This is a genomic window from Streptomyces sp. NPDC017202, from assembly GCF_044331705.1.
GTDB lineage: Bacteria > Actinomycetota > Actinomycetes > Streptomycetales > Streptomycetaceae > Streptomyces.
On the sequence record NZ_JBIRNP010000003.1, the window covers coordinates 532722 to 556102 of the forward strand.

General features: G+C 73.0%; 22 protein-coding genes. 15 read left to right on the forward strand and 7 right to left on the reverse strand.

What is annotated here, in order from left to right:
- Positions 1-184 precede the first annotated feature (184 nt).
- Positions 185-1867 carry a rhamnogalacturonan lyase B N-terminal domain-containing protein gene (locus ACH4N1_RS09845; protein WP_398095888.1) on the forward strand — a complete coding sequence of 561 codons (1683 nt, stop codon included), beginning with the start codon at positions 185-187 and terminating at the stop codon, positions 1865-1867.
- A gap of 15 nt (positions 1868-1882) precedes the next feature.
- Here ACH4N1_RS09845 and ACH4N1_RS09850 read toward each other — a convergent pair whose 3' ends face one another.
- Entirely contained in the window at positions 1883-3295 is a 1413-nt protein-coding gene (locus tag ACH4N1_RS09850) for an RICIN domain-containing protein (RefSeq protein ID WP_398095890.1), read from the reverse strand.
- Between the two features lie 235 nt (positions 3296-3530).
- On the reverse strand, positions 3531-4961 hold the full coding sequence (locus ACH4N1_RS09855; protein WP_398095891.1) for an APC family permease: 1431 nt from the start codon (positions 4959-4961) through the stop codon (positions 3531-3533).
- Between the two features lie 129 nt (positions 4962-5090).
- Between ACH4N1_RS09855 and mmuM the strand changes: the two genes are divergently transcribed.
- A complete protein-coding gene (gene mmuM / locus ACH4N1_RS09860) occupies positions 5091-6092 on the forward strand; it encodes a homocysteine S-methyltransferase (protein ID WP_398095893.1) in 1002 nt (333 codons plus the stop codon).
- A gap of 185 nt (positions 6093-6277) precedes the next feature.
- On the opposite strand, the gene ACH4N1_RS09865 is transcribed toward mmuM, so the two are convergent.
- Positions 6278-8026, reverse strand: a complete 1749-nt coding sequence (locus ACH4N1_RS09865) for a carboxylesterase/lipase family protein (protein ID WP_398095894.1) — start codon at positions 8024-8026, stop codon at positions 6278-6280.
- A gap of 519 nt (positions 8027-8545) precedes the next feature.
- On the opposite strand from ACH4N1_RS09865, the gene ACH4N1_RS09870 reads away from it, so the two are divergent.
- Positions 8546-9559: a hydroxyacid dehydrogenase gene (locus ACH4N1_RS09870; RefSeq protein WP_398095896.1), complete on the forward strand. Its 1014-nt coding sequence runs from the start codon at positions 8546-8548 to the stop codon at positions 9557-9559.
- Between the two features lie 38 nt (positions 9560-9597).
- Here ACH4N1_RS09870 and ACH4N1_RS09875 read toward each other — a convergent pair whose 3' ends face one another.
- The gene (locus ACH4N1_RS09875) at positions 9598-10005 is read right to left on the reverse strand and encodes a RidA family protein (protein WP_398095898.1); all 408 of its coding nucleotides are present in this window, start codon (positions 10003-10005) and stop codon (positions 9598-9600) included.
- A gap of 176 nt (positions 10006-10181) precedes the next feature.
- On the opposite strand from ACH4N1_RS09875, the gene ACH4N1_RS09880 reads away from it, so the two are divergent.
- Together ACH4N1_RS09880 and ACH4N1_RS09885 are read left to right on the forward strand one after the other, a co-directional pair.
- A complete protein-coding gene (locus ACH4N1_RS09880; RefSeq protein WP_382790915.1) occupies positions 10182-10565 on the forward strand; it encodes a winged helix-turn-helix transcriptional regulator in 384 nt (127 codons plus the stop codon).
- 240 nt (positions 10566-10805) lie between these two features.
- A complete protein-coding gene (locus ACH4N1_RS09885) occupies positions 10806-11849 on the forward strand; it encodes a LacI family DNA-binding transcriptional regulator (protein ID WP_382790917.1) in 1044 nt (347 codons plus the stop codon).
- Between the two features lie 39 nt (positions 11850-11888).
- Here the strand turns inward: ACH4N1_RS09885 and ACH4N1_RS09890 are convergent, their stop codons facing one another.
- The gene (locus tag ACH4N1_RS09890; RefSeq protein ID WP_398095901.1) at positions 11889-12494 is read right to left on the reverse strand and encodes a hypothetical protein; all 606 of its coding nucleotides are present in this window, start codon (positions 12492-12494) and stop codon (positions 11889-11891) included.
- A gap of 121 nt (positions 12495-12615) precedes the next feature.
- On the opposite strand from ACH4N1_RS09890, the gene ACH4N1_RS09895 reads away from it, so the two are divergent.
- Positions 12616-13026, forward strand: coding sequence for a VOC family protein (locus ACH4N1_RS09895; RefSeq protein WP_398095903.1), 411 nt, complete (start codon positions 12616-12618; stop codon positions 13024-13026).
- 15 nt (positions 13027-13041) lie between these two features.
- Here ACH4N1_RS09895 and ACH4N1_RS09900 read toward each other — a convergent pair whose 3' ends face one another.
- Together ACH4N1_RS09900 and ACH4N1_RS09905 are read right to left on the reverse strand one after the other, a co-directional pair.
- A complete protein-coding gene (locus tag ACH4N1_RS09900) occupies positions 13042-13728 on the reverse strand; it encodes a helix-turn-helix domain-containing protein (protein ID WP_398095905.1) in 687 nt (228 codons plus the stop codon).
- Between the two features lie 45 nt (positions 13729-13773).
- Positions 13774-14952, reverse strand: a complete 1179-nt coding sequence (locus ACH4N1_RS09905) for a YihY/virulence factor BrkB family protein (RefSeq protein WP_398095907.1) — start codon at positions 14950-14952, stop codon at positions 13774-13776.
- 121 nt (positions 14953-15073) lie between these two features.
- Between ACH4N1_RS09905 and ACH4N1_RS09910 the strand changes: the two genes are divergently transcribed.
- The 9 genes from ACH4N1_RS09910 (at position 15074) to cysD (ending at position 23379) form a co-directional block, all read left to right on the forward strand.
- Complete coding sequence (locus ACH4N1_RS09910) at positions 15074-16708, forward strand: acyl-CoA dehydrogenase family protein (protein ID WP_398095909.1); 1635 nt, start codon at positions 15074-15076, stop codon at positions 16706-16708.
- 230 nt (positions 16709-16938) lie between these two features.
- The gene (locus ACH4N1_RS09915) at positions 16939-18228 is read left to right on the forward strand and encodes a hypothetical protein (protein WP_398095911.1); all 1290 of its coding nucleotides are present in this window, start codon (positions 16939-16941) and stop codon (positions 18226-18228) included.
- 17 nt (positions 18229-18245) lie between these two features.
- Positions 18246-18818 carry a GNAT family N-acetyltransferase gene (locus tag ACH4N1_RS09920; RefSeq protein WP_398095912.1) on the forward strand — a complete coding sequence of 191 codons (573 nt, stop codon included), beginning with the start codon at positions 18246-18248 and terminating at the stop codon, positions 18816-18818.
- A 127-nt stretch (positions 18819-18945) separates the two neighbouring features.
- Positions 18946-19029: a putative leader peptide gene (locus tag ACH4N1_RS09925; protein ID WP_309486338.1), complete on the forward strand. Its 84-nt coding sequence runs from the start codon at positions 18946-18948 to the stop codon at positions 19027-19029.
- 182 nt (positions 19030-19211) lie between these two features.
- Positions 19212-20909 (forward strand): nitrite/sulfite reductase, encoded by a 1698-nt coding sequence (locus tag ACH4N1_RS09930; RefSeq protein ID WP_398095913.1) that lies wholly within the window; start codon positions 19212-19214, stop codon positions 20907-20909.
- A gap of 28 nt (positions 20910-20937) precedes the next feature.
- Positions 20938-21117, forward strand: a complete 180-nt coding sequence (locus tag ACH4N1_RS09935; RefSeq protein ID WP_398095915.1) for a hypothetical protein — start codon at positions 20938-20940, stop codon at positions 21115-21117.
- Positions 21114-21824: a phosphoadenylyl-sulfate reductase gene (locus tag ACH4N1_RS09940; RefSeq protein WP_398095916.1), complete on the forward strand. Its 711-nt coding sequence runs from the start codon at positions 21114-21116 to the stop codon at positions 21822-21824. The genes ACH4N1_RS09935 and ACH4N1_RS09940 overlap by 4 nt, the downstream gene beginning before the upstream one ends.
- A gap of 86 nt (positions 21825-21910) precedes the next feature.
- Positions 21911-22447 carry an adenylyl-sulfate kinase gene (gene cysC, locus ACH4N1_RS09945; RefSeq protein WP_398095918.1) on the forward strand — a complete coding sequence of 179 codons (537 nt, stop codon included), beginning with the start codon at positions 21911-21913 and terminating at the stop codon, positions 22445-22447.
- Positions 22444-23379, forward strand: coding sequence for a sulfate adenylyltransferase subunit CysD (cysD, locus tag ACH4N1_RS09950; RefSeq protein WP_398095919.1), 936 nt, complete (start codon positions 22444-22446; stop codon positions 23377-23379). The genes cysC and cysD overlap by 4 nt, the downstream gene beginning before the upstream one ends.
- Positions 23380-23381 lie beyond the last annotated feature (2 nt).

Below are 23381 nucleotides of genomic sequence, written 5' to 3' on the forward strand. Positions count from 1 at the left end.
TCCTCGGTCGCGGCAACAGGACCTGGCGGAGGACCGTACCGCCTCTGGCAAGCGCTTTCTAGACCTCGGGGCCATTTCGCGGGATCGCCAACTCCCGTCGAGCGAAAGCCCTTTCGCGAAATCGATTCAACTGCCACGCTGACCAGTCACCCGCACCCCCACACCTCCCGAAGGAGGCACCCCCATGTCCGGATCCGACGGCCACCGGCCGGTCCGACGCCGCACCTTCGTCCTCGGCACCGCGGCCGCCGCCGGCACCGCCGCGCTCGCCGGCCCCCTCGCCGCCCCCGCGTCCGCCGCGGCCTTCGGCTGGACCGACGACGGCGCGAACTACGTCGTCGACACCGGCGCGAGCCTCGTCTTCAAGGTCGGCAAGACCAACGGCGACCTGACCTCGCTGGTCTACCGCGGCGTGGAGTACCAGGGCTACGGCGGCATGAACTCGCACATCGAGTCCGGCCTCGGCGCCTCCACCGTGTCGGTGAAGCAGTCCGGCTCGACGATCCTGATCTCCGTCGCGTACGGCACGCTCAAGCACTACTACGCGGCCCGCAGCGGCGAGAACAACGTCTACCTGTGGACGAACAAGGCCGACGCGTCCGTCTCGGCGACCCGTTACATCCTGCGCGTGAAGAAGGGCCTGTTCCTCAACGACGAGCCCGACTCCTACACGTACACCACCAGCACCATCGAGGCCTCGGACGTGTTCGCGAAGTCCGACGGCCAGACCCGCTCCAAGCACTACGCGAGGCGGCGGGTCATGGACTACGACCACGTCGGCTGGAGCGCCGGCGGCGTGGGCCTGTGGATCGTGCGCAGCAACCACGAGAAGGCCTCCGGCGGCCCCTTCTACCGGTCCCTCCTGCGCCACCAGAGCGCGGACGGCGGCGGCCTGTACGAGATCCTCTACTACGGCCAGAACCAGACCGAGGAGCAGCGCTTCGGCCTCCAGGGGCCGTACGTCATCGCGTTCACGGACGGCGGGGCCCCCTCGTCGGCGCTGTTCCCGGGCACGCTGACCACGCCGTGGGCGGACTCGCTGGGCATCGCCGGGTACGTCGGCGCGAGCGGCCGGGGACGGGTCGCGGGCGTCGGCATCACGGGGCGGAACACGGCGTACCCGTACACGGTGGGACTGGCCGGCGCGGCCGCCCAGTACTGGGGTCCGGCGCGGGCGTCGGACGGCTACTACTCCATCGGCGGGGTGCTGCCGGGGACGTACACGCTGACCGTGTACAAGAGCGAACTGGCGGTGTACAGCACACAGGTGACCGTGTCCGCCGGGTCGACGACCACCCTCAACACGATCGCGATCCCGGCCACGAACGACCCGGGCAACGCGAGCGCCGTCTGGCGCATCAACGAGTGGACCGGCACGCCCGCCAGCTTCAAGAACGCCGACCTGATGACGTACGCGCACCCCTCCGACGTGCGGGCCGCCTCCTGGACGGGCAACGTGGTGATCGGCAGCGGCAGCGAGACCTCCGCCTTCCCCTGCTACGTCTGGAAGGACGTCAACAGCGGACTGCTGGTGTACTTCCGGCTCACCGCCGCCCAGGCCGCCGCCGCGCACACCCTGCGGATCGGCGTGACGACGGCCTACGCCAACGGCCGCCCGCAGGTCGTCGTCAACGACACCTGGACCTCGGCCGTCCCCTCCCCGCCGACCCAGCCGAACACGCGGTCACTGACCAACGGTTCCTACCGGGGCAACAACCACACCTTCACCTACAGCGTCCCGGCGAGCGCCTGGCGGACGGACACCGGTCAGTACAACGTGCTGAGGATCAACGTGGTGAGCGGTTCGGGGACGACCGGCTTCCTCAGCGCGGGGACCGCTTTCGACGCGATCGACCTCCTGGCCTGACGGACCGAGGGGACGTCAGGTGCCGCGCGTCCACTGCTGGTTCGTGCCTCCGTTGCAGGTGTACGTGATGACGGCGGCGGAGTTGGCGGTGGACGCGCCGTTCACGTCCAGGCACTCGCCGCTGGCGCGGGACCTGACGGTCACGTAACCGCCCGACGCGGTGAGCGACCACTGCTGGGCGGTGGCCGTGGCGTCGCAGTCCTCCTGGGTGACGGTGCTCGCGTTCTCCCGCACGCAGAGGGAACTGTTCCTGACGACCAGCTGGTGGTAGCCGGCTCCGACCGGCTTGAACCAGTACTTCTGGTTGCCGCCGCCGTTGCAGTCGTACTGCTTGATCTGCGCGCCCTGCCAGAGGGACTGGCCGGTGACGTCGGCGCACCTGGCGGAGTGCCGGGCGACCAGTGTGTCGTACGGGGCGCTCGTGCCGGTGACCGTGCCCGCGGCCGTGTCGATCGTGACCTCCGGGGACCAGGTCAGGGACATCGAGGTCGGGGTCGGGAAGGTCACCGGCAGCCACACGGAGCGGGAGTCGTCGACGGTCCCGCCGAAGGAGTTCCCCCAGCGGTCGCCCAGGTAGAGGTAGGAGGTGCCCGAACTGCCCTGCACCGGAAGGACGTACGCCGTCTGCGAGCCGAACGCCGTCGAGTCGCCGACGTTCGTCATCGCGGACCAGGGCCCGGCCGGCGAGGTGGCGGTGGCGTACTGCTGCTGGTTGGGGCTCCAGCCGGTCGCGCCCGAGGTCAGCATGAAGTAGACGTTTCCGCGCTTGAACAGCGCCGGGGCCTCGCGGCGTCCGCCGTGCCAGGGGTCGGCGACCAGACTCGCGACACCGGTGTAGTCGGCGGTGAGCCGGTAGATCTGGAGGTCGTAGTTCTCGCGGGCGGCGGAGACCATGTACCCGGCCCCGTCGGTGTCGACGAAGACGGTGATGTCGCGGGACATGTGCTGCCCGAGCGGGCGGAAGCTGCCCTGCCACGCGTAGTCGCCGTCCACGGTGTCGGAGACGGCGACGGCGGCGCGGGCCTCGCCGTAGTCGGTGCCGTTCTCCTTGTGCATCCACATGACGAACCTGCCGGTGGACGCGTTGTACATGACCTTCGGCCGCTCGATGTTGGCGGTGGCCAGCTCCGGGTCGCTCGCCTCGGTCAGGACGTGGTTGCGGAACTCCCAGTTCTTCAGGTCGGTGGACCGGTAGGCGTCCACGTACCGGAACGTGTTGTCGGCGTTGCGGTTCTCACCGAACCAGTAGTAGTAGGTGCCGACTTTGAGCACCCCGCCGCCGTGGGCGTGCACGGGGTTGCCCGAAGTGTCCTTGAACTGGACGCCGTTGGCGACGGTCTGGGGGGCGGCCCGCGCCGGACCCGCGGTGGCGAGGGCGCCGGTCAGCGCCAGACAGAGGGCGAGCAGGACCGCGTACGCACGTCTCATGTCACGCACTCTCCTTCGAGGGCGAGAGGAGGGGCCGCACGCGGCTGCCGCTCGCCCGGGGGTCGTGACCGCCATGAGCCGTCTTCGGGCGTTCGGGACCGCGAACGGCAGGGGGAACGACGAACGCCGAAAAGGTAAGGGCGCGCCACGAGGAGGTCAACGGGTCCGACGAGACAAGGGGGAAAGCCCTTTCAGCCCGGTCCCGCGGCCCGGTCTCGCAGTCCGGTCGGCATGGTCACTCGGTCGGCGCGATCGGCTCCGGCGTCTCTCGGCGGCCGCGCAGCCACACGTACACCGGGATGCCCGCGAAGAGGAACAGCACGCCCTGGTAGACGGCGGCGTAACCCGCTCCCGCGATCAGCCAGAAGGAGAAGGCGAAGGAGAGCGCGGCCACGACGAGGTCGCGGGCCAGACCAGCGGGACGGACGCGTTCGCGGGTGCCGCGGGCCAGCCAGTACAGCTGGGCCGCGGCCGACAGCAGGTACGGGACGCAGCCGGTGAACGTGGTGATGAGGACCAGTACGCGGAACGTGGCGTCGGGGCCCGCCGTGTAGTTGAGGCCGATGAGCACCGTGCCGAGGACGGCAACGGCCCACACGCCGAAGCCGGGCACCCCGCCCTTGCCGACGCGGGCGAACGGCCGCGGGAAGAGTCCGTCGCGGGCGGCGGCGTACGGCATCTGCGCGGCCAGCAGGATCCAGCCGTTGAGGCAGCCGACGATGGAGGCGACGGCGACCAGGGAGATGACGGTGCCGCCCCAACTGCCGCCCGTGATCGCGTTCACGGCGTCGGCGAAGGGCGCTCCGGAGTCGACGAGCCGCTCGTGCGGGACCAGGCCGAACACGGCGACCGTGCCCAGCAGGTAGACGAGCGCGGATCCCAGCGTGCCGAGGACGCCCGCCCGGCCGACGGTGCGTTCGGGGTCGTCGACCTCGCCCGCGCTGACGGCCGCCGACTCCACACCGAGGAAGCTGTAGAGCAGGAGGGCGGCGGAGGCGGCGAGCGCGCCCGGAACGCTGTCCCCGGAAGCGTTGAACGGCCCGAAGTTGTCGGTGTCGACGAAGAACAGACCGACCGTGGCGACCACCAGCAGCGGGACGAACTTCAGGACGGTCGACACGATCTGCACCGTGCCCACCCAGCGGGTGCCGGCGAAGTTGGCGGCGGCCGGCAGCCACAGCGCGGCCAGCGCGACGACCGCTGCGAGGGCGTGACTGCCGTGCAGCGGTATCAGCACGTCGACGTAGCCGACGACGGCGACGGCCAGCGCGGCGATGCTGACCCAGCACATCGTCCAGTACGACCAGGCGGACAGGAAGCCGGCGAAGGGGCCGAACGCGTCGCGCGGGTACACGTACAGGCCGCCGGTGACGGGGCTGCGGCGGGCCAGCCTGCCGAAGAGGAGGGCGAGGAGGAGCGCGGCCACGGAGAGGACGACCAGGGCGAGCAGGCTGACCGTGCCGTACGGGGCGACCGCCGCGGGCAGCGCGAAGATGCCGCCGCCGATGATGTTGCCCATGACGAGGGCGGTGGCGGCGGCGAGGCCGAAGCGGCGACGGCGGGGAGCGGGTGCGGGTGCGGGGCTGAGGCCGGTGCCGGTGCCGCTGTCTGGTCCGGTACCGGGGCCGGTGGCCTCGGTGGTGTCGGTGGTGTCGGGGGAAGTCATGGCGGGTCCGTACGGGTGCGGTGGGGCGGGGAGTGCGTGATCGTAGCCCGGTGTCCCACATCGTGGGCGATCTGCTCACCTGGTGGACATCCCCGGCTCGTCCGTTCCGGGTTCGACTAGCGTCGGGGCATGACCAGCGACACCCCCTCCCCACCCGGTCCCTCCGCGCACGGCAGCCCGGCCCACGACTCCTCGGCACGGACTTCCGGCCCGCGCCGCCCCGGCCTCGCCGCGGCGCTCGCCGCCGGGACGGTGGTCCTCGACGGCGGCATGTCCAACCAGCTGGAGTCCGCCGGACACGACCTGAGCGACGAGCTGTGGTCGGCGCGCCTGCTCGCGGAGCGGCCCGAGGCCGTCACCGAGGCGCACCTCGCCTACTTCGAGGCAGGCGCGGACGTGGCCATCACCTCCAGCTACCAGGCGACTTTCGAGGGCTTCGCGAAGCGCGGGATCGACCGCGAGGAGGCGGCCCGGCTGCTCGCGCTGAGCGTGGAGCTGGCTCAGCAGGCGGCCCGGCGGGCCCGGGACGGGGGCGTTGCCCGTCGACCGTTGTGGGTGGCGGCGTCGGTGGGGCCGTACGGGGCGATGCTCGCGGACGGGTCCGAGTACCGGGGCCGTTACGGGCTGACGGTGGACGAGCTGGAGCGGTTCCACCGGCCCCGGCTGGAGGTGCTGGCGGCCGCCGGGCCGGACGTGCTGGCGCTGGAGACCGTGCCGGACGCGGAGGAGGCCGAGGCGCTGCTGCGGGCGGTGCGCGGACTGGGCGTGCCGGCCTGGCTGTCGTACAGCGTCGCGGGCGACCGCACCCGCGCCGGGCAGCCGCTGGAGGAGGCGTTCGCCCTGGCGGCGGAGGCGGACGAGGTGATCGCGGTCGGTGTGAACTGCTGTGCCCCCGAGGACGTCGAGGGCGCCGTGACGACGGCGGCGCGGGTGACCGGCAAGCCGGTCGTCGTCTACCCCAACAGCGGCGAGGCCTGGGACGCCGAGGCCCGCGCCTGGAACGGCCGCTCGACGTTCGCCCCCGAACAGGTCCTCGCCTGGCGGGACTCGGGCGCCCGGCTGATCGGCGGCTGCTGCCGGGTCGGTCCGGACGCGGTCGCGTCGATCGCGCGGACGCTGACCGCGGCGTGACCGGACCGGAGCCGTGCCCCTGGCGCGGACGGTCCGGGCGGTTCTGATGGTCCGGGCGGTCCGGGCGGTCCGGGCGGTCCGGGCGGTCCGGGCGGTCCGGGCGGTTCGGATGGTCCAGGCGGTTCAGGTGGTCAGGGCGGTGAGTCGGCGGTCCCGGCCGGGTCCCCGGCGCGGGCGGCCGGGAGTCAGTCCCGGCCGACACCTCCGGCGCGGCGCAGACGGCGGACCACCGCGCGTATCTCCGGGCCGCGCAGGGTCCGGCCGGGCCGGACGCCCGAGAGGGCGGGCGTCGGGGGCGTCCCGGTCCCTCGAACGTCCTCCGATCCTCCTCGTCCTTGCGACCCTTCCGGCTCTTCCCGCCCTCCCGGCGCTCCTCGTCCTTCCGGCCCTCCACGTCCTTCCGGCGGCTCTTCCCGCCCTCCCCGCCCTTCCGGCTCTTCCCGCCCTCCCCGCCCTTCCGGCTCTTCCCGCCCCTCTGCGGCCCGGCGGGCATCGGCCGACCACAGGGCGAGTGCACGGTCCCGTGGACCGCGTTCCGTGTACGGGGCCCTGTCGCCCTCGCCGAAGACCCGTACCGGATGCGTCGAGTCCCACGGCTCCCAGCCGGGATCGCCCGTCGCGACGAACCGCACCCACGCGCCGTGCATCGCGTCGGCCAGGTCCTGCGGAGCACCGTCCCCGGCCAGCCTCGCGGACTCGGGCAGGTCCCCCGTGTCGAAGACGAAGCCCAGCTCCAGGGCGTGGCAGGCGCCGAGGCCCGGCCGCAGCGACGGCCAGGCGAACTCGTACACGTACGACGAACCGGGGCGGGCGTCGGCCAGCCGCTGGAGCGGCTGCCGCAGCAGGTGGTCGGTGACCATCTGCCCGACCGTCTCGGCGGTCCCCGCCCCGGGGTACAGGGCCCGGTAACCGCGCGGCACCTCGGGACCGCAGCGGCAGCGGGCCATGGCGCCGGCCAGGGCGACGGCGCCGAGGCGGTCCACCCGCTCCATCAGGCCGCCCGGGACCAGCCACAACCGGTACTCGTCGCGGGTCCAGCCGAGCAGCAGGTCGGTGCCGCGGGCCGCGTCGCCGTCGGCGAGGGCGTCGAGCGGGTGGCGCGGGACGAGGTCCCCGTCGATGACGATCCCGAAGGCGGGCCCGCCGAGCACCGGGCTGCTGAGCCGGCCGATCTCCGCCTGGGTGCGCAGCAGCAGGTCCCGGTCGACGGCGGCGAAGGCCTCGGCGGTGGCCGGGACCTTCAGCCGGTTCGCCATCCGGCGGACCATGCGCCGCACCTTGTCCCGTTCGAAGGCCTCCGGCGGCCCGCTCTGCAGCACCGCCCTGCGGAACAGTCCCTGGGCCTGCGGGGCGGCGATCAGGGCGCCGGCGCTGATCGCACCGGCGGACTGCCCGGCCAGGGTGATCAGCGAGGGGTCGCCGCCGAAGGCCTCGATCGACTCGTGCACCCAGCGCAGCGCCGCGAGCTGGTCGCGCAGGCCCGGGTTGGCGGGAACGTCCGGGAACAGCCCGTAGCCCTCCACGCCCAGCCGGTGGTTGACCGAGACGAACACGACGCCGTCGCGCGCGAAGTGCCGCCCGTCGTACACGGGCACCGCCGAGGAGCCTCTGGTCAGCGCGCCCCCGTGGAACCACACCAGGACCGGCAGCCGCGCGCCCCGGCCGGGCTCGGGCGTCCAGACGTTCAGGTTGAGACAGTCGTCCCCCGGCACGACCGGGTCGGACAGGTAGGCGGCGAAGGCCTCGGAGTACGGCGGTTTCGGCGCCGTGGGTCCGAAGGCGCCGGCGTCGCGCACGCCGTCCCAGGGCTCGGGCGGCCGCGGCGGCCCGAAGCGGCGAGGCCCGAAGGGGGGCGCCGCGTACGGGATCCCCCGGAAGACCGCGATCCCGCCTTCGCGCCGGCCGCGCACCGCCCCGTACGGGGTCGTGGCCACGGGATCCCGCCAAGCCCCGGTCCCGGGTGTCGCCTGGTCCGCCGTCATCTGCCCACCAGCCCTTCGCCGCGCTCGTGCGCCGGTGACACCAGAGCACCACAGCGGCACGCGGAATTCCGGCGCACGAGTCTCCCGCAGGGCTGTTCGGCGTACCCGAGGCCGTCCAAACCCGGCCGGCGCCATCTGGCCGAGGATCCGCCGCCTCCCGGCAGGCGGCGGCCGGCCAGAAGCCGCCCGGCACCGCGCCACCCGGCCCGACGGTGGGAGGCGCGGCGGCGGCCGGCCCGACGGTGGCCGGTTCGGCGCCCACCGTCAGCCGGCCCGGCGACGGCCGACCCGGCGCCCGCCGACTCGGCGGCTCGGTGACTCGGCGACTCGGCGACTCGGCGGCTCGGCGGCTCGGCGGCTCGGCGGCTCGGCGGCTGCAAGGCCGTGTCCGACCGATTGACCCTGTCCGACGGCCCCACCTACCGTAGAAGGCGCTTTCGGAACAGGTTTCCCACGCACCCCAGGAGAGCCATGCCCAGCGCCGAGCCGCCCAGGGCCGTGTTCGCCATGGATCCGGTGCACCTCCCCCGGCTGTTCCCCGCTCCGCTCCTGAACCGGCTGCGGCGGACGGCCGACATCGACCCCTCACTCGTCGTACGGGACTTCACCGATCCGGTCGCCGCGGCCGCGCTGGCGGAGGCCGAGGTCCTGATCACCGGCTGGGGCTGCCCCCGGCTGGGCGCGGACGTGCTCGCGGCGGCTCCCCGGCTGCGTTCCGTCCTGCACGCCGCGGGCTCCGTCCGCTCGCTGGTCGGGGAACCCCTGTGGAACCACGGGGTCACCGTCTCCAGCGCGGTGGTCGGCAACGCCGTCCCGGTCGCCGAGTACACCCTCGCGATGATCCTGCTGGCCGGGAAGGACGCGTTCACCCACCGCGAGCGCTTCCGCCGCACCCACACCCACCCCACTGCCGACGAGACGGCGCCCCTCGGCAACCTCGGCCGCCGGGTGGGCGTCATCGGCGCCTCGCGCGTGGGCCGCCGGCTGCTGGAACTCCTGCGCCCCCACGCGTTCGAGGTCCTCCTGCACGACCCGTACGTCACCCCCGCCGAGGCGGTCGGACTGGGCGCGCGGCTGGTGCCGCTGGAAGACCTGCTGCGGTACAGCGACATCGTCAGCCTGCACGCGCCCGACGTCCCGGAGACCCGTCACCTGCTGGACCGGGACCGGCTGGCTCTCGTCCGCGACGGCGGCGTACTGATCAACACCTCCCGCGGCGCGCTGATCGACCACACCGCCCTCACGGACGAACTGGTCTCCGGCCGGCTGCAGGCCGTCCTCGACGTCACCGAGCCGGAGCCGCTGCCCGCCGGCTCCCCCCTCTACCGGCTCCCGAACGTGTTCCTGACCCCGCACATCGCGGGTTCCCTCGGCAACGAGCTGGAGCGGCTCGGCCGCGTCGTCGTCGGGGAACTGGAACGGCTGGCCGACGGACTGCCCCTGGCCCACGAGGTACGTCGCGCGGACCTGGCGCGGGTGGCCTGAACCGGCCCGCGGGGCCCGGCCTTCGCCCCGGAAGCCGTTCAGTCGAGGACGGCCACGGCCTCGATCTCGACCAGATGCTCGGGCACGTCCAGTGCCGCGACGCCGAGCAGGGTGCCCGGCGGCACCGGTGTGACGCCCAGCTTCGCGGCCGCCCGGGCGACCCCCTCCAGGAACAGCGGCATCTTGTCGGGGGTCCAGTCGACGACGTGGACGGTGAGCTTGGCGACGTCGTCGAAGGTGGCGCCGACACCGGCGAGGGCGGTGGCGACGTTGAGGTAGCAGCGTTCGACCTGGGCGGCGAGGTCGCCCTCGCCGACGGTGACCCCGTCGGCGTCCCAGGCCACCTGCCCGGCGACGAAGACCAGCCGGGAACCGGTCCCGACGGACACCTGCCGGTAGGCGTCGATCTCCGGCAGGCCGGGGGGATTCAGCAGGGTGATGGCCATGTCGTCCGTCTCCTTCGTGAGTTTCGTGAGCACGTGCGAGCACGCGAGTGGGCGGGGGCGGGCGTCGGTGGAGTGCTCCACCACACCCGCCCCGTGGTCACTTGTGGTTACTCGGAAACCGTAGGAGAGTGTGGGCCGACAAGGAAGAACGCACTTTTCGGTGACTGGGGAACCAGATGGTGACCAAGCGGTACGAGGGCTCGCCCGAGGACGCGGACCTGACCCGCGCGGACTCGCTCGCGCGGGAGATCTTCTCGGACGTCGCCAACAAATGGGCGCTCCTGATCATCGAGGTGCTCGGTGACCGCACGCTGCGGTTCAGCGCGCTGCGGGACGAGATCGAGGGCATCAGCCACAAGATGCTCACCCAGAACCTGCGCATGCTGGAGCGCAACGGCCTGGTGGAGCGGACCGTCCATCCCACGGTGCCGCCACGGGTCGAGTACGCGCTGACCGAGCCGGGTCACGCCCTGCGCGTGACGATCGACGGACTGTGCGACTGGACGCACCGGTACCTCGGCCACATCGAGACCTCGCGCAGGCGCTTCGAGGAGGCCTGACCGGGAGCACCCCCTCGCGGCGGCGCGCCGTCGCGCCGTGGCGACCCCTGCCGCCGTACCCGCCACACCCGCACCCGGGCCCTCGTCCGCACCGCGCGACCGTTCCCCACGTCTTCACGCCGCGCCGAGGCACACCTAGGATAGCAAGCGCTTTCTGCGAGCCGTCGGTCAGGATCGGCTCCGAAAGGGCGGTGGTCGAACGTTCGCTGGCCCTCGGGCGGGCCGGAGAGGTGGTTCCCGATGGTCCGCACGGGCAGTGCGAGCGTGGCGGCCGGGCCGACCCTGGCGGTCGTGGCCCGCGAGGCGGGGGTGTCCGTGCCCACCGCCTCGAAGGTGGTCAACGGCCGCGAGGACGTCGCTCCCGAGACCCGGCGCCGCGTCACGGAGGCGCTGGACCGGCTCGGTTACGTGCGCCGGCCCCGTTTCGACCCGGCGAAGCCGCCCCGGCTGGTCGATCTCGTGGTGCGCTCCCTGGCCAGCTCCTGGTCGGGTGCGGTCCTGCACGGCGTGGAGGAGGCGGCGCACGACGCCGGCCTGGACGTGGTCGTCTCGGCCGCCCTGTCCCGCACCCGGGCGGGCCGTCCGCAGCGGGGCTGGCTGGACAAGCTCACCGCGCGCGGTTCGGCCGGCGTGCTGTTCGACCTGGCCGAGTTGACCGAGTCCCAGTACCTGTGGCTGGAACAGCACCGGATCCCGTTCGTGATGATCGACCCGGTGCTGGAGCCGCCGCCGGGCGTGGTGTCGGTGGGCGCGGCGAACTGGCAGGGGGGCGTCACGGCGACCGAGCACCTGCTGGCCCTCGGTCACGAGCGGATCGCGGTGATCGCCGGAGCGCGCCGCCGGATGTGCAGCACCGCTCGGGTGGCCGGTTACCGCTCCGCCCTGGCCTCGGCGGGCCTCGGCCACCGCCCGGAGTACGTCCGCCACGCCGGCTTCGACGAGTCCGTGGCCCGTCACCGCATGCGCGAGCTGCTCGACCTCCCCGAGCCGCCCACGGCCGTCTTCGTGTGCTCCGACCGGATGGCGCTGGGTGTCTACGAGGCCGTGGCGGAACGGGGGTTACGGGTCCCGGACGACATCAGCGTGGTCGGCTTCGACGATCTGCCCGAGTCCCGCTGGACCACGCCGGCCCTGACCACCGTCCGCCAGCCGCTGGCCGAGATGGCGGCGACGGCCCTCCGGCTGCTGGTGCGGATGATGGACGGCGAGCACCCGGAGGGGACCCGCACGGAGCTGTCCACACGGCTGGTGGAGCGGGCGAGCACCGCGCCGCCGGGCCGGTGACGCGGCACCCGCCCGTAGTGCCTCCGGCTCCGCGGTGTCTCATCCTCCCGCGTCGACGTCGTTGTCCGGGGCTCCGTCACCGAACGACGGCAGGTCGCCGCGCTCCACCGGTTCGCCGCCTGGCGGTGCCGACGGCAGGAGGGTGTCGAGTTCGTCGGCGGAGGGGCGGTGCAGGTGATCGACGGCCTCGCGCAGGACGTCCCGGGGCACGTCCGTGCCGCCGACGCGGATGACGAAGTCCTTCTTCGGGACGGCGTACTCCGCCCACTGCCCGGCGCTGCGGTACCAGGCGTCGCCGTCGCGGACGCAGGTGACGGGTGTCGTGACGGCTTCGGTGCCGGTTCGCCGTTCGCAGGTCGCGGCGGTCACCGTGCCCCGGTCGACGGCGAGTTGCACCTGTGTCCCCTTCTGCGGGGAGACGTAGACGGCGGAGAAGCCGTCGTCTCCGAGCACGCCGACGGACTGCTGGGCGAGGGTGTGACCGGGGGCGTCGGTGGTGTACACCGCCTCCGGCGCGATGCCCAGGGCCTGTGCGCGGGAGGCCAGTTCGGCGGGGTCGGCGGGGTCGGCCCGCTCGCTGCCGCAGGCGGTGAGCAGCACGGGCCCCAGCAGCAGGGCGGGGAGCAGGCGGGCGGTACGGATCATGCGGTCATCCTGCCGCACAGGTGTTCCGCGGTAGCGGTGTTTCCGGTGACCTGGCCGACGCGGGACGGTGTGTCCGTTTCCTTCAAGACTCCTCGGACGGGCCCTGCCTACGGTGGGCCGCATGAGTCCACGATTCGATGCCATCGGCCTGGTCGTCTCCGACATGGCCGCCTCCGTCGTCTTCTACCGCCGGCTCGGCTTCGCGTTCCCCGAGGGCGCCGAGCGGGAGCCGCACGCCGAGGCCGTGGTGCCGGGCGGGCTGCGGCTGATGCTGGACACCGAGGAGACCGTCCGGTCCTTCCACCCCGGCAGGCAGACCCCGGCCCGGGGCGGCCGGCACTCCCTCGCGCTGCGCTGCGCGGACCCGGCCGAGGTCGACGCGGTGTACGGGGAGCTGGTGGGGGCCGGGTGCGCGGGCGAGCTGAAGCCGTGGGATGCCTTCTGGGGTCAGCGGTACGCCGTCGTACAGGACCCGGACGGTCACGAGGTCGACCTGTTCGCACCCCTGTTCGCACCCCTGACCGGCCCCTGAGCGGCCCCCGGCCTCTCAGCCCCGGCTCCCCCGGCCCAGCAGCACCGTCGGCGTCATGCCGCTCAGCTCCTTCACGTCCCGGGCGAAGTGCGCCTGGTCGGCATAGCCGGCACGGGTCGCGGTGTCCGCGTACGGCACCCCCCGCCGGGCCAGGCTCAGGGCGCGCTGGAGCCGCAGGACGCGGGCCAGCGTCTTGGGGCCGTAGCCGAAGGCGTGCAGGGAGCGCCGGTGCAGTTGCCGCGGGCCGAGTCCGAGTTCGTCCGCGACGGTGGCGACCGGGCGGCCCGCGGCGAGGGCGGTCACCAGTCGGCGCAGCTCGGGGTCGGGTGGGGCGGCCCGCTCCAGTGCCAGTTCCTCCAGCGCGGTCGCCGGGTGCGTCGCGGCCTCGATCCCGGCGCTCAGCCGCCGTACCGTCGCCGCGGGCCACAGGGCGGTCAGGTCCACCCGCCGGTCGCGCAGTTCGTGGGCGGGCACGCCCAGGAGGGCGGGCGCGGTGCCGGGGTGGAGGCGCACGCCCGCCCAGGCCGTGGCCGGGCCGTCGGGGACGTACGCGCGGGTGTCGGGACCGGCGACGATCAGCCTGCCCTCGTTCCACAGCAGGTCCATGCAGCCGTCGGGCAGCACGGGCCGCGGGGCGCCGCCCGGCGGGGTGCTGGTCCACACCACCGCGCCGGCGAGCCGGGAGGGCCGTTCCTCGTACACGGGGCCCAGGCTACGCGCCGCCCCGCCGCGGCCCGCGGCAGCGCCTCACCCCTCGGGGGGCCGGCACTCCTCCCCGTTCCCGTTCCCGTTCCCGTTCCCCTTCGGCGAGGTCTTCGCGTGGGTGCGCAGGCGGCCCGTGACGTCCTCCGGGGGCAGGAACCGGGACCACCGTTCGGGGAACTCGGAGGGCATGTCGGGGTCGTCGGGGTCCTCGTGGACGCGGGCGGCGGCCACCCGGGCGACGTACTCGGCGGCCTCCTCCTGCCGCAGCCGCTCGTTGGCGTCGCGGACGGCGGCCGTCGCGGCGGCCGGCCAGACGCGGTCGATGGCGGCGTTCATGGCGGCGCCGACGAGCACGGCGAACGCGGACACACCGATCCACAGCAGGACGGCGACGGCCGCGGCGAGGGAGCCGTAGATGGTGGCCCCCTCGATGGTGTTCTCCAGGTAGATGCGGAGCAGGAAGCTGCCGAGCACCCACATGGCGAGGGCGACCAGCGCGCCGGGCACGTCCTCGATCCACGGGGAGCGCACCGGCACGGACACGTGGTACAGCGTGGTCAGGAAGGCGATCGACAGCAGGATCACGACGGGCCAGTAGAGGACCTGGACGACCGTCGTCGACCACGGCACGACCCGTACGACGGCGTCGGGTCCGGCGACCATCAGGGGCAGCGCGACCGCGCCGAGCAGCAGCGCGGCGACGAACAGCAGGAACGCCACCAGCCGGGTCTTGACGATGCCGCGCACGCCGTCGAGGCCGTACATGACGGTGATCGTGTCTATGAAGACGTTCACCGCGCGCGAGCCGGACCAGAGGGCGAACAGGAAGCCGATGGAGATGACGTCGGGGCGGCCGCCCTTCATCACGTCGTCCAGGATCGGCTGGGCGATCTGCGCGACGCCCTTCTCGGACAGGACCGTGCGCGAGGCGTCGAGGAGGTTGGCCTCCAGGCTGCTGATGGTGTCGGTGCCGGTCCAGTCGTCGACGTAACCGAGCAGGCCGATGAGGCTGAGCAGCAGCGGCGGCACGGACAGCAGCGTGAAGAAGGCGGCCTCGGCGGCGAGGCCGAGGATGCGGTACTCGATGCAGGAGTTGACCGTGTCCTTGACCAGCAGCCAGGCGGTCCTGCGCTTGGAGACGTTCCGGTAGAGGGCACGCGCCCGATGAAGACGCCCGCCGGGTGCCTCGGGTTGCTCGGGTGACTGACTTGCTGGCTGCACGCCTTAAAGGTATCCGTCGTGCGGGGCCGCACTCACCTCCGGTGGGCCCCGGCGGGCGCCGTGCGGCGCGTGCCGGGCTCCCGAGGCCATGATCCCGCGTACCCGGGGGTAGGTTCGCGGTATGGCAGGCAGTACGCACACCGTGACCAACCAGCCCCCTCCCCTCCTCGGGCACGACGTCTACGGCACCGACCGGGCCCTGGTGGCCGCGGTGGAGCGGCACCTCGATCCGGAACTGCTCGACGAGGCGCGCGGCGAGCTGTCGGCGCTGGGCCGGGCCGCCGGGTCGGCGCAGCTCCAGGAGTGGGCGGTGCAGGCGAACGAGAATCCGCCCGAGCTGCGCACGCACGACCGCTACGGGCACCGCGTCGACGAGGTCGCCTTCCATCCCGCGTGGCACCGGCTGCTGGGCAAGGGGGTCGGCGCGGGGCTGACCGCGGCCTGGACGCGTCCGGGCGGACACGTGCGGCGGGCGGCGGGCTTCCTGGTGTGGACGCAGGTGGAGGCCGGAAACGGCTGTCCGCTGTCCATGACGCACGCGGCGGTGCCCGCGCTGCGCACCGACCCGGAGCTGGCGGCCGAGTGGGTGCCGCGGCTGACGTCCACGGTCTACGAACGGGAGCTGCGGCCCGCCGGGCACAAGGCGGGGGCGCTGTTCGGGATGGGGATGACGGAGAAGCAGGGCGGCAGCGACGTCCGGGCGAACACGACGTCCGCGCGGCCGCTGGCCGAGGCCGGGACCTATGTGCTGACGGGGCACAAGTGGTTCTGTTCGGCACCGATGTCGGACGGTTTCCTGGTGCTGGCGCAGGCCGCGGAGGGGCTGACGTGCTTCCTGGTGCCGCGGGTGCTGGAGGACGGCACGCGCAACCCGTTCCTGATCCAGCGCCTCAAGGACAAACTGGGCAACCGGTCGAACGCCTCCGCCGAGGTGGAGTTCGACGGGACGTGGGCCCGCCGGGTCGGTGAGGAGGGGCGCGGGGTGCGCACCATCATCGACATGGTGGCGGCGACCCGGCTCGACTGCGTCCTGGGGTCGGCGGGGCTGATGCGGGCGGCGGTCGCGCAGGCGGTGCACCACAGCGCGTACCGGGAGGCGTTCGGCGGGAGACTCCTCGACAAGCCGTTGATGCGCAACGTGCTGGCCGATCTCGCGCTGGAGTCGGAGGCGGCGACGGTTCTGGGCCTGCGGCTCGCGGCGGCCTGCGACGACGACGGCGAGCAGGAGCGGGCACTGCTGCGGATCGCGGTGCCGGCCGCCAAGTACTGGGTGACCAAGCGGTGCACGCCGGTGACGGTGGAGGCCGCGGAGTGCCTGGGCGGCAACGGGTACGTGGAGGAGTCGGGGATGCCCCGGCTGGTGCGCGAGTCGCCGCTGAACTCGGTCTGGGAGGGCGCGGGCAACGTCCAGGCGCTGGACGTGCTGCGGGCGTTGCGTCGCGAGCCGCAGGCGCTGAACGCGTTCCTCCAGGAGGTGGGGCGGGCGCGCGGGGCGGATCACCGGCTGGACGCGGCGATCAAGGACCTGCTGACCGAACTGGCCGATCTGGACGGTGCGGAGGCGCGGGCGCGGCGGATCGCGGAGCGGTTCGCGCTGGTGTTGCAGGGGTCGCTGCTGGTCCGGTTCGCGCCGCCGGAGGTGGCCGACGCGTTCTGCGCCTCGCGGCTGGGCGGCGACGGCGGTGCCGCCTTCGGGACGCTGCCCCACACGCTGGACCTGCGGGCGCTCGTGGAGCGGGCCCGGCCCGTGCCGTGACCGGCGGGAACGGGAGGAACGGGAGGAACGGGAGCGGGCCCGACGGGTCCCCTCCCGGCGCGCCCTCCCTGTTTCCGTACGAAGTCTCCGTCCGGAGTTTCCGTACGGATATGAGGTCTTCACCCCCTCACGGGCGCCGACTGCCGTAGCATCCCTCTACGGGTCACCCCACCTGCTCCTAGGGCAACGCAAGGATCGTCAGGCGCAGTTGGCCCGCCTCGGGAGGACGAATGAAGCAGCGTGGCCGACATCGCCGGCGCAGGCGGGGCAGGGTGCTGCGCGGTTTCCTGACGGGAACCGCCCTCGCGCTCACCGCGGCCGCCACCATGATCAGTGCTTCCCAGGCGACGGTCTCCGACGGCCCCGGCGCCCTGGAACCGCTCACGTCGTCCGCCGACACGGCCGCGTTGCGGCTGACGGAGGAGGCGGTGCCGCCGGCCGACCTGGACCGGCTCGCCGCGGGGATGGGCCCGTCGATCGGGGTCGGCGAGGCGCTGAGCGGCGCCGCCCGTTCACTGCGCGACGCGGCCGACTGCACCGGGGGCGAGCGCGACGCCCTGCCCGTCTCCCCGAAAGCCACCCGCGCGTACTGCTGGAACGCCGACGACACCGCCGGCTGGGAGCCGGGCGCCGTCACCACCTCGGGCGACGCGGACGAGGACGGCCGCTGGGGCGCGCACCGGGTGATCGTCTCCGGCTGGTCGCGCGGCTCGGGCCCGGTCGCCGACCGGGGTCTGGCCCGGGTGGCGTTCGTGGACGCCGACGACATGGACCGGCTCTCCTACACCTGGGCGCTGCTGGCCGTCCCCGTGGACGGGGGGCGCGACTACCGGGGCCTGGTCTCCCGGGTCTCCGGCATGGTCTGGTACCAGGACAAACTGCTGGTGACCGCCGGCGACGGGGACCGGGCCGCGCTGTACGTGTACGACGTCAACCGCATCCACCGCACCACGGTCGCCGGTGCGGCGGTCGGCCGGGTGCCCGGCGGCTGGTCGGCGCACGGCGCCCCGTACGTCCTGCCGGCCGTGGCCTCCTACCGGCTGAGCGGCGGCTCCGGCGCCCCGCGCCCGGCCACCGTGTCCCTGGACCGCAGCACCGCGCCGGACACCCTCGTCGCCGGGGAGTGGACCCTCGACGACGGCGACCGGGGCGCCCGGCTGTGGCGGTACGCCTTCGACACCGCGCCCGGCCGGGCCGGTCTCCTCGCCGGTGACCCGGCGGGGCGGGTCGGCGTGACGCAGGCGTACCGCACCGAGGCGAACGGGGTGCGCGGTGTGCTGTCGTACGAGGACGGCTGGTACGTGAGCCGGGGCGGCGCCGAGGACGGGCGCGGGTCGCTGTGGCGGCAGGACGCGGACGGCGCGCGGGCCGCGCGCTGCGGCGCCGACGACAGCCGGGACTGCTGGAGCCCGCGGACCGAGTCGTTGTCGTACTGGGCCCAGACCGGTGACGTGTGGACGCAGTCCGGCCGGACGCTGTTCGCGCTGCCGCTGGCCTCGATCGACAGATCCGCGGAGTAGATGATTCCCTGACGGGCATGACCGACATCCCCGTGACCACCTGGTCCCTGGAGCAGACCGCGCCGGGCGACCTGCGGCCGGCCGCCGCGCCCGAGGGCGACGTGCGGATCGTGCGCTCCGCGGTGCCCTCGCCCGAGTTCAGCCGTTTCCTGTACGCCTCCGTCGGCGGGGACATCCGCTGGATCGACCGGCTGGGCTGGACGTACGCGCGGTGGCGGGAGCATCTGGGCCGGCCGGGCGTGGAGACCTGGGTGGCGTACGACCGGGGGACGCCCGCGGGGTACGTGGAGCTGGAACCGCAGGACGACGGGGCCGTCGAGATCGTCTACTTCGGGCTGATCCCGGCCTTCCGCGGGCGGCGGATCGGCGGCCACCTGCTGTCGTACGGCGCCGCGCGCGCCTGGGACCTCGCGGACCGCTGGCCGGGGCTGCCGCAGACGAAGCGGGTGTGGCTGCACACGTGCAGCCTGGACGGCGAGCACGCGATGGACAACTACCGGCGCCGCGGGTTCAGGCTGTTCGACACCACGGTCGAGGAGAAGCCCGAGGTGGCCGCCCCGGGTCCCTGGCCGGGTGCATACCCCGTCTGACCTGCGTCGACAAGACATCACGCACAGCATGTGACAGACACCACCCTGGTCTCACATAGCGGGACCAGGGTGTCCACATGACGGACGAAGCTGGACTGTGTCCAGATCGCCGTGACACGCTTCCGTCATGTCTGGAACTGGAATTGCCTTGGTGAGTCGGCGGCACGTCGATCTCGGCCGCATGTCCAGCGCCATCTGTCCGGCGAGCTGACGAGCCGAAGCCCCGCCGACAGCCCCCTCCAGCCTCCCTCCGCGCAACGACGCGCACCTGTGCCCCGGTGCGCTCCCGCCTGCGCAGGTCAGGGTCGTCCGCCCGGCACCCGACCACCGTTCCTCATGGACGGCGCCCCGCGCCGGCCCCTTCCCGTCACTGTCCCGAAGGACGTATTCACGATGGCCGCCACCCCCGACAACCCTGCCGCCTCAGCGCCCCGCCGCAAGGTGAGCCGTCACCGCGGCGAGGGTCAGTGGGCCGCGGGGCACTTCACCCCGCTCAACGGCAACGAGCAGTTCAAGAAGGACGACGACGGTCTCAATGTGCGGACACGCATTGAGACGATCTACTCCAAGCGCGGCTTCGACTCGATCGACCCCAACGACCTGCGCGGGCGGATGCGCTGGTGGGGGCTCTACACCCAGCGCAAGCCCGGGATCGACGGCGGCAAGACCGCCGTCCTGGCGCCGGAGGAGCTGGACGACGAGTTCTTCATGCTGCGGGTCCGGATCGACGGCGGCCGGCTCACGACGCGGCAGCTGCGGGTGATCGGCGAGATCTCGCAGGAGTTCGCGCGCGGCACCGCGGACATCACCGACCGGCAGAACGTGCAGTACCACTGGATCCGCATCGAGGACGTGCCGGAGATCTGGAACCGCCTGGAGGCGGTCGGCCTGTCCACCACCGAGGCCTGCGGTGACACGCCCCGCACCATCCTCGGCTCGCCCGTCGCCGGCATCGCCGAGGACGAGATCATCGACGGCACCCCGGCCATCGAGGAGATGCACCGCCGGATCGTCGGCAACCCGGCCTTCTCGAACCTGCCCCGCAAGTTCAAGACCGCGGTCTCCGGTTCGCCGCTGCTGGACGTGGCGCACGAGATCAACGACGTCGCCTTCGTCGGCGTCGACCACCCCGAGCACGGTCCCGGTTTCGACGTGTGGGTCGGCGGCGGCCTGTCCACCAACCCGAAGATCGGCGTCCGGCTCGGCGCCTGGGTGCCGCTGGACGAGGTCCCGGACGTGCACGAGGGCGTCGTCTCCGTCTTCCGCGACTACGGCTACCGGCGGCTGCGCAACCGCGCCCGCCTGAAGTTCCTGGTCGCCGACTGGGGTCCGGAGAAGTTCCGCCAGGTCCTGGAGGACGAGTACCTGCGGCGCAGGCTCGTCGACGGCCCCGCCCCCGCCCAGCCCGTCGAGCGCTGGCGCGACCACGTCGGCGTGCACCGCCAGAAGGACGGCCGTTTCTACGTCGGTTTCGCACCGCGCGTCGGCCGCGTGGACGGCGCCACCCTGACGAAGATCGCGGACCTGGCCGAGGCGCACGGCTCGGGCCGGGTCCGGACCACCGTCGAACAGAAGATGATCATCCTCGATGTCGAGGAGGACCGGGTCGAGTCGCTGGTCGAGGCCCTCGGGGCGCTGGACCTGACCGCCAAGCCCTCCCCGTTCCGGCGCGGCACGATGGCCTGCACCGGCATCGAGTACTGCAAGCTCGCCATCGTCGAGACCAAGCAGCGCGGCTCCACCCTGATCGACGAACTCGAGCGCCGCATCCCGGAGTTCGACGAACCGATCACCATCAACCTCAACGGCTGCCCGAACGCGTGCGCCCGCATCCAGGTGGCGGACATCGGTCTCAAGGGCCAGCTGGTCCTCAACGACGCGGGTGAGCAGGTCGAGGGCTTCCAGGTGCACCTGGGCGGAGCGCTCGGACTCGAGGCCGGTTTCGGCCGCAAGGTCCGCGGCCTGAAGGTCACCTCGGACGAACTGCCCGACTACGTCGAGCGGGTGCTCAAGCGGTTCCAGGCCGAGCGCGAGGACGGCGAGCGGTTCGCCGTGTGGGCCGCGCGAGCGGGCGAGGAGGCCCTGTCGTGAGCACGGCGGACGAGACGGGGGGCGCGGCATGAGCGAGCGCGCCGCCCCCTTCCACTGCCCCTACTGCGGCGACGAGGACCTGCGTCCCGGTGAGCAGGGCCCCGGCGCCTGGGAATGCGGCGCGTGCAACCGCGCATTCCAGCTGAAGTTCCTCGGGCTGCTCGCCCGGGGAGTCCGGCGCACCGACAACGGAGGGGAGGCGATATGACGACTGCTCAGGAAAACCGCACCGCCGAGGAGTTGAAGTCGCTCGCCGAGCAGGCGGGCCGCGACCTGGAGGACGCCTCCGCGCTGGAGATCCTCCGGTGGGCCGCGGACACCTTCGGCAAGGAGTTCTGCGTGACCTCGTCCATGGAGGACGCGGTGGTGGCCCATCTGGCCTCCCGCGTGCTCAAGGGCGTGGACGTGGTCTTCCTCGACACCGGCTACCACTTCCCCGAGACCATCGGCACCCGGGACGCGGTCGAGGCCGTGATGGACGTCAACGTCATCACCCTCACCCCGCGGCAGACGGTCGCCGAGCAGGACGCCGAGTACGGCCCGAAGCTGCACGACCGCGACCCCGACCTGTGCTGCGCGCTCCGCAAGGTGCGGCCGCTGGAAGAGGGCCTGAAGGGCTACCGGGCCTGGGCGACCGGGCTGCGCCGCGACGAGTCCCCCACCCGGGCGAACACGCCGGTCGTCGGCTGGGACGAGAAGCGGCGGAAGGTCAAGGTCTCCCCCATCGCCCGCTGGACCCAGGACGACGTGGACGCCTACGTCGCCGAGCACGGCGTACTGACCAACCCCCTGCTGACGGACGGCTACACCTCCGTCGGCTGCGCCCCCTGCACCCGCCGGGTCCTGGAGGGCGAGGACGCGCGCGCCGGCCGCTGGGCGGGCCGCGCGAAGACCGAGTGCGGGCTGCACGGATGACGGGCGCCGAGACGATCGGAACGACTCACCCGGCCCCCGTCTCCCCTGCTGTGACAGAAGCGATCACTGCGACCCAGGAGAATCACGTGACGACCGGAGCCACCGTCTGGCTCACGGGTCTGCCGAGTGCCGGCAAGACCACCATCGCGTACGAGCTGGCCGCCCGGCTGCGCGAGGAGGGCCACCGCGTCGAGGTCCTCGACGGCGACGAGATCCGCGAGTTCATCTCCGCGGGCCTCGGCTTCGGCCGCGAGGACCGGCACACCAACGTGCAGCGCATCGGTTTCCTCGCCGAACTGCTCGCCCGCAACGGTGTGAAGGCGCTCGTGCCGGTGATCGCGCCGTACGCCGACAGCCGCGAGGCCGTTCGCAAGCGCCACGAGGAGGGCGCGACGGCGTACCTGGAGGTGCACGTGGCCACCCCGGTCGAGGTGTGCAGCGAGCGGGACGTCAAGGGCCTGTACGCCAAGCAGGCGGCGGGCGAGCTGACCGGGCTCACCGGGGTCGACGACCCCTACGAGGTCCCCGAGCGGCCCGATCTGCGGATCGAGTCCCAGAACCAGACCGTCAAGGAGTCCGCGGCGTCGGTGTACGCCCTGCTCAGCGAGAGGGGACTGGTGTGACGACCGTCGCACGGACCGAGGAGGGCACGGACTCCCCGTACGCCCTCAGCCACCTGGACTCCCTGGAGTCGGAGGCGGTGCACATCTTCCGCGAGGTGGCGGGCGAGTTCGAGAACCCGGTGATCCTGTTCTCCGGCGGCAAGGACTCCATCGTCATGCTGCACCTGGCGCTGAAGGCGTTCACGCCGGCGCCGGTGCCGTTCGCGCTGCTGCACGTGGACACCGGGCACAACTTCCCCGAGGTCCTCGACTACCGCGACCGCGCGGTCGCGAAGCACGGGCTGCGGCTGCACGTGGCCTCGGTGCAGGACTACATCGACCGCGGAGTGCTCAAGGAGCGCCCGGACGGGACCCGCAACCCGCTGCAGACGCTGCCGCTGACGGAGAAGATCCAGGCCGAGCGGTTCGACGCGGTCTTCGGCGGCGGGCGGCGCGACGAGGAGAAGGCCCGCGCCAAGGAGCGGGTGTTCTCCCTGCGGGACGAGTTCTCCCAGTGGGACCCGCGCCGCCAGCGCCCCGAGCTGTGGAACCTGTACAACGGCCGGCACGCCCCCGGTGAGCACGTGCGCGTCTTCCCGCTGTCGAACTGGACCGAGCTGGACGTGTGGCAGTACATCGCCCGCGAGGGCATCGAACTGCCGGAGATCTACTTCGCCCACGAACGCGAGGTGTTCCCACGGGCCGGGATGTGGCTGACGGCCGGCGAGTGGGGCGGCCCGAAGGAGGGCGAGAAGGTCGAGAAGCGCCTGGTGCGCTACCGCACCGTCGGTGACATGTCCTGCACCGGCGCCGTCGACTCGGACGCGCTGACGCTGGAGCAGGTCATCGCCGAGATCGCCGCCTCCCGGCTGACCGAACGCGGCGCCACCCGCGCCGACGACAAGATGTCCGAGGCCGCGATGGAAGACCGCAAGCGCGAGGGGTACTTCTAAGC

What these genes read in the sequence shown, in the direction of transcription:
- ACH4N1_RS09845 (WP_398095888.1), top strand. Translation starts at nt 185, where the DNA reads ATGTCCGGATCCGACGGCCACCGGCCGGTCCGACGCCGCACCTTCGTC.
- ACH4N1_RS09850 (WP_398095890.1), bottom strand. Translation starts at nt 3,295, where the DNA reads ATGAGACGTGCGTACGCGGTCCTGCTCGCCCTCTGTCTGGCGCTGACC.
- ACH4N1_RS09855 (WP_398095891.1), bottom strand. Translation starts at nt 4,961, where the DNA reads ATGACTTCCCCCGACACCACCGACACCACCGAGGCCACCGGCCCCGGT.
- mmuM (WP_398095893.1), top strand. Translation starts at nt 5,091, where the DNA reads ATGACCAGCGACACCCCCTCCCCACCCGGTCCCTCCGCGCACGGCAGC.
- ACH4N1_RS09870 (WP_398095896.1), top strand. Translation starts at nt 8,546, where the DNA reads ATGCCCAGCGCCGAGCCGCCCAGGGCCGTGTTCGCCATGGATCCGGTG.
- ACH4N1_RS09875 (WP_398095898.1), bottom strand. Translation starts at nt 10,005, where the DNA reads ATGGCCATCACCCTGCTGAATCCCCCCGGCCTGCCGGAGATCGACGCC.
- ACH4N1_RS09880 (WP_382790915.1), top strand. Translation starts at nt 10,182, where the DNA reads ATGGTGACCAAGCGGTACGAGGGCTCGCCCGAGGACGCGGACCTGACC.
- ACH4N1_RS09885 (WP_382790917.1), top strand. Translation starts at nt 10,806, where the DNA reads ATGGTCCGCACGGGCAGTGCGAGCGTGGCGGCCGGGCCGACCCTGGCG.
- ACH4N1_RS09890 (WP_398095901.1), bottom strand. Translation starts at nt 12,494, where the DNA reads ATGATCCGTACCGCCCGCCTGCTCCCCGCCCTGCTGCTGGGGCCCGTG.
- ACH4N1_RS09895 (WP_398095903.1), top strand. Translation starts at nt 12,616, where the DNA reads ATGAGTCCACGATTCGATGCCATCGGCCTGGTCGTCTCCGACATGGCC.
- ACH4N1_RS09910 (WP_398095909.1), top strand. Translation starts at nt 15,074, where the DNA reads ATGGCAGGCAGTACGCACACCGTGACCAACCAGCCCCCTCCCCTCCTC.
- ACH4N1_RS09915 (WP_398095911.1), top strand. Translation starts at nt 16,939, where the DNA reads ATGAAGCAGCGTGGCCGACATCGCCGGCGCAGGCGGGGCAGGGTGCTG.
- ACH4N1_RS09920 (WP_398095912.1), top strand. Translation starts at nt 18,246, where the DNA reads ATGACCGACATCCCCGTGACCACCTGGTCCCTGGAGCAGACCGCGCCG.
- ACH4N1_RS09925 (WP_309486338.1), top strand. Translation starts at nt 18,946, where the DNA reads ATGTCTGGAACTGGAATTGCCTTGGTGAGTCGGCGGCACGTCGATCTC.
- ACH4N1_RS09930 (WP_398095913.1), top strand. Translation starts at nt 19,212, where the DNA reads ATGGCCGCCACCCCCGACAACCCTGCCGCCTCAGCGCCCCGCCGCAAG.
- ACH4N1_RS09935 (WP_398095915.1), top strand. Translation starts at nt 20,938, where the DNA reads ATGAGCGAGCGCGCCGCCCCCTTCCACTGCCCCTACTGCGGCGACGAG.
- ACH4N1_RS09940 (WP_398095916.1), top strand. Translation starts at nt 21,114, where the DNA reads ATGACGACTGCTCAGGAAAACCGCACCGCCGAGGAGTTGAAGTCGCTC.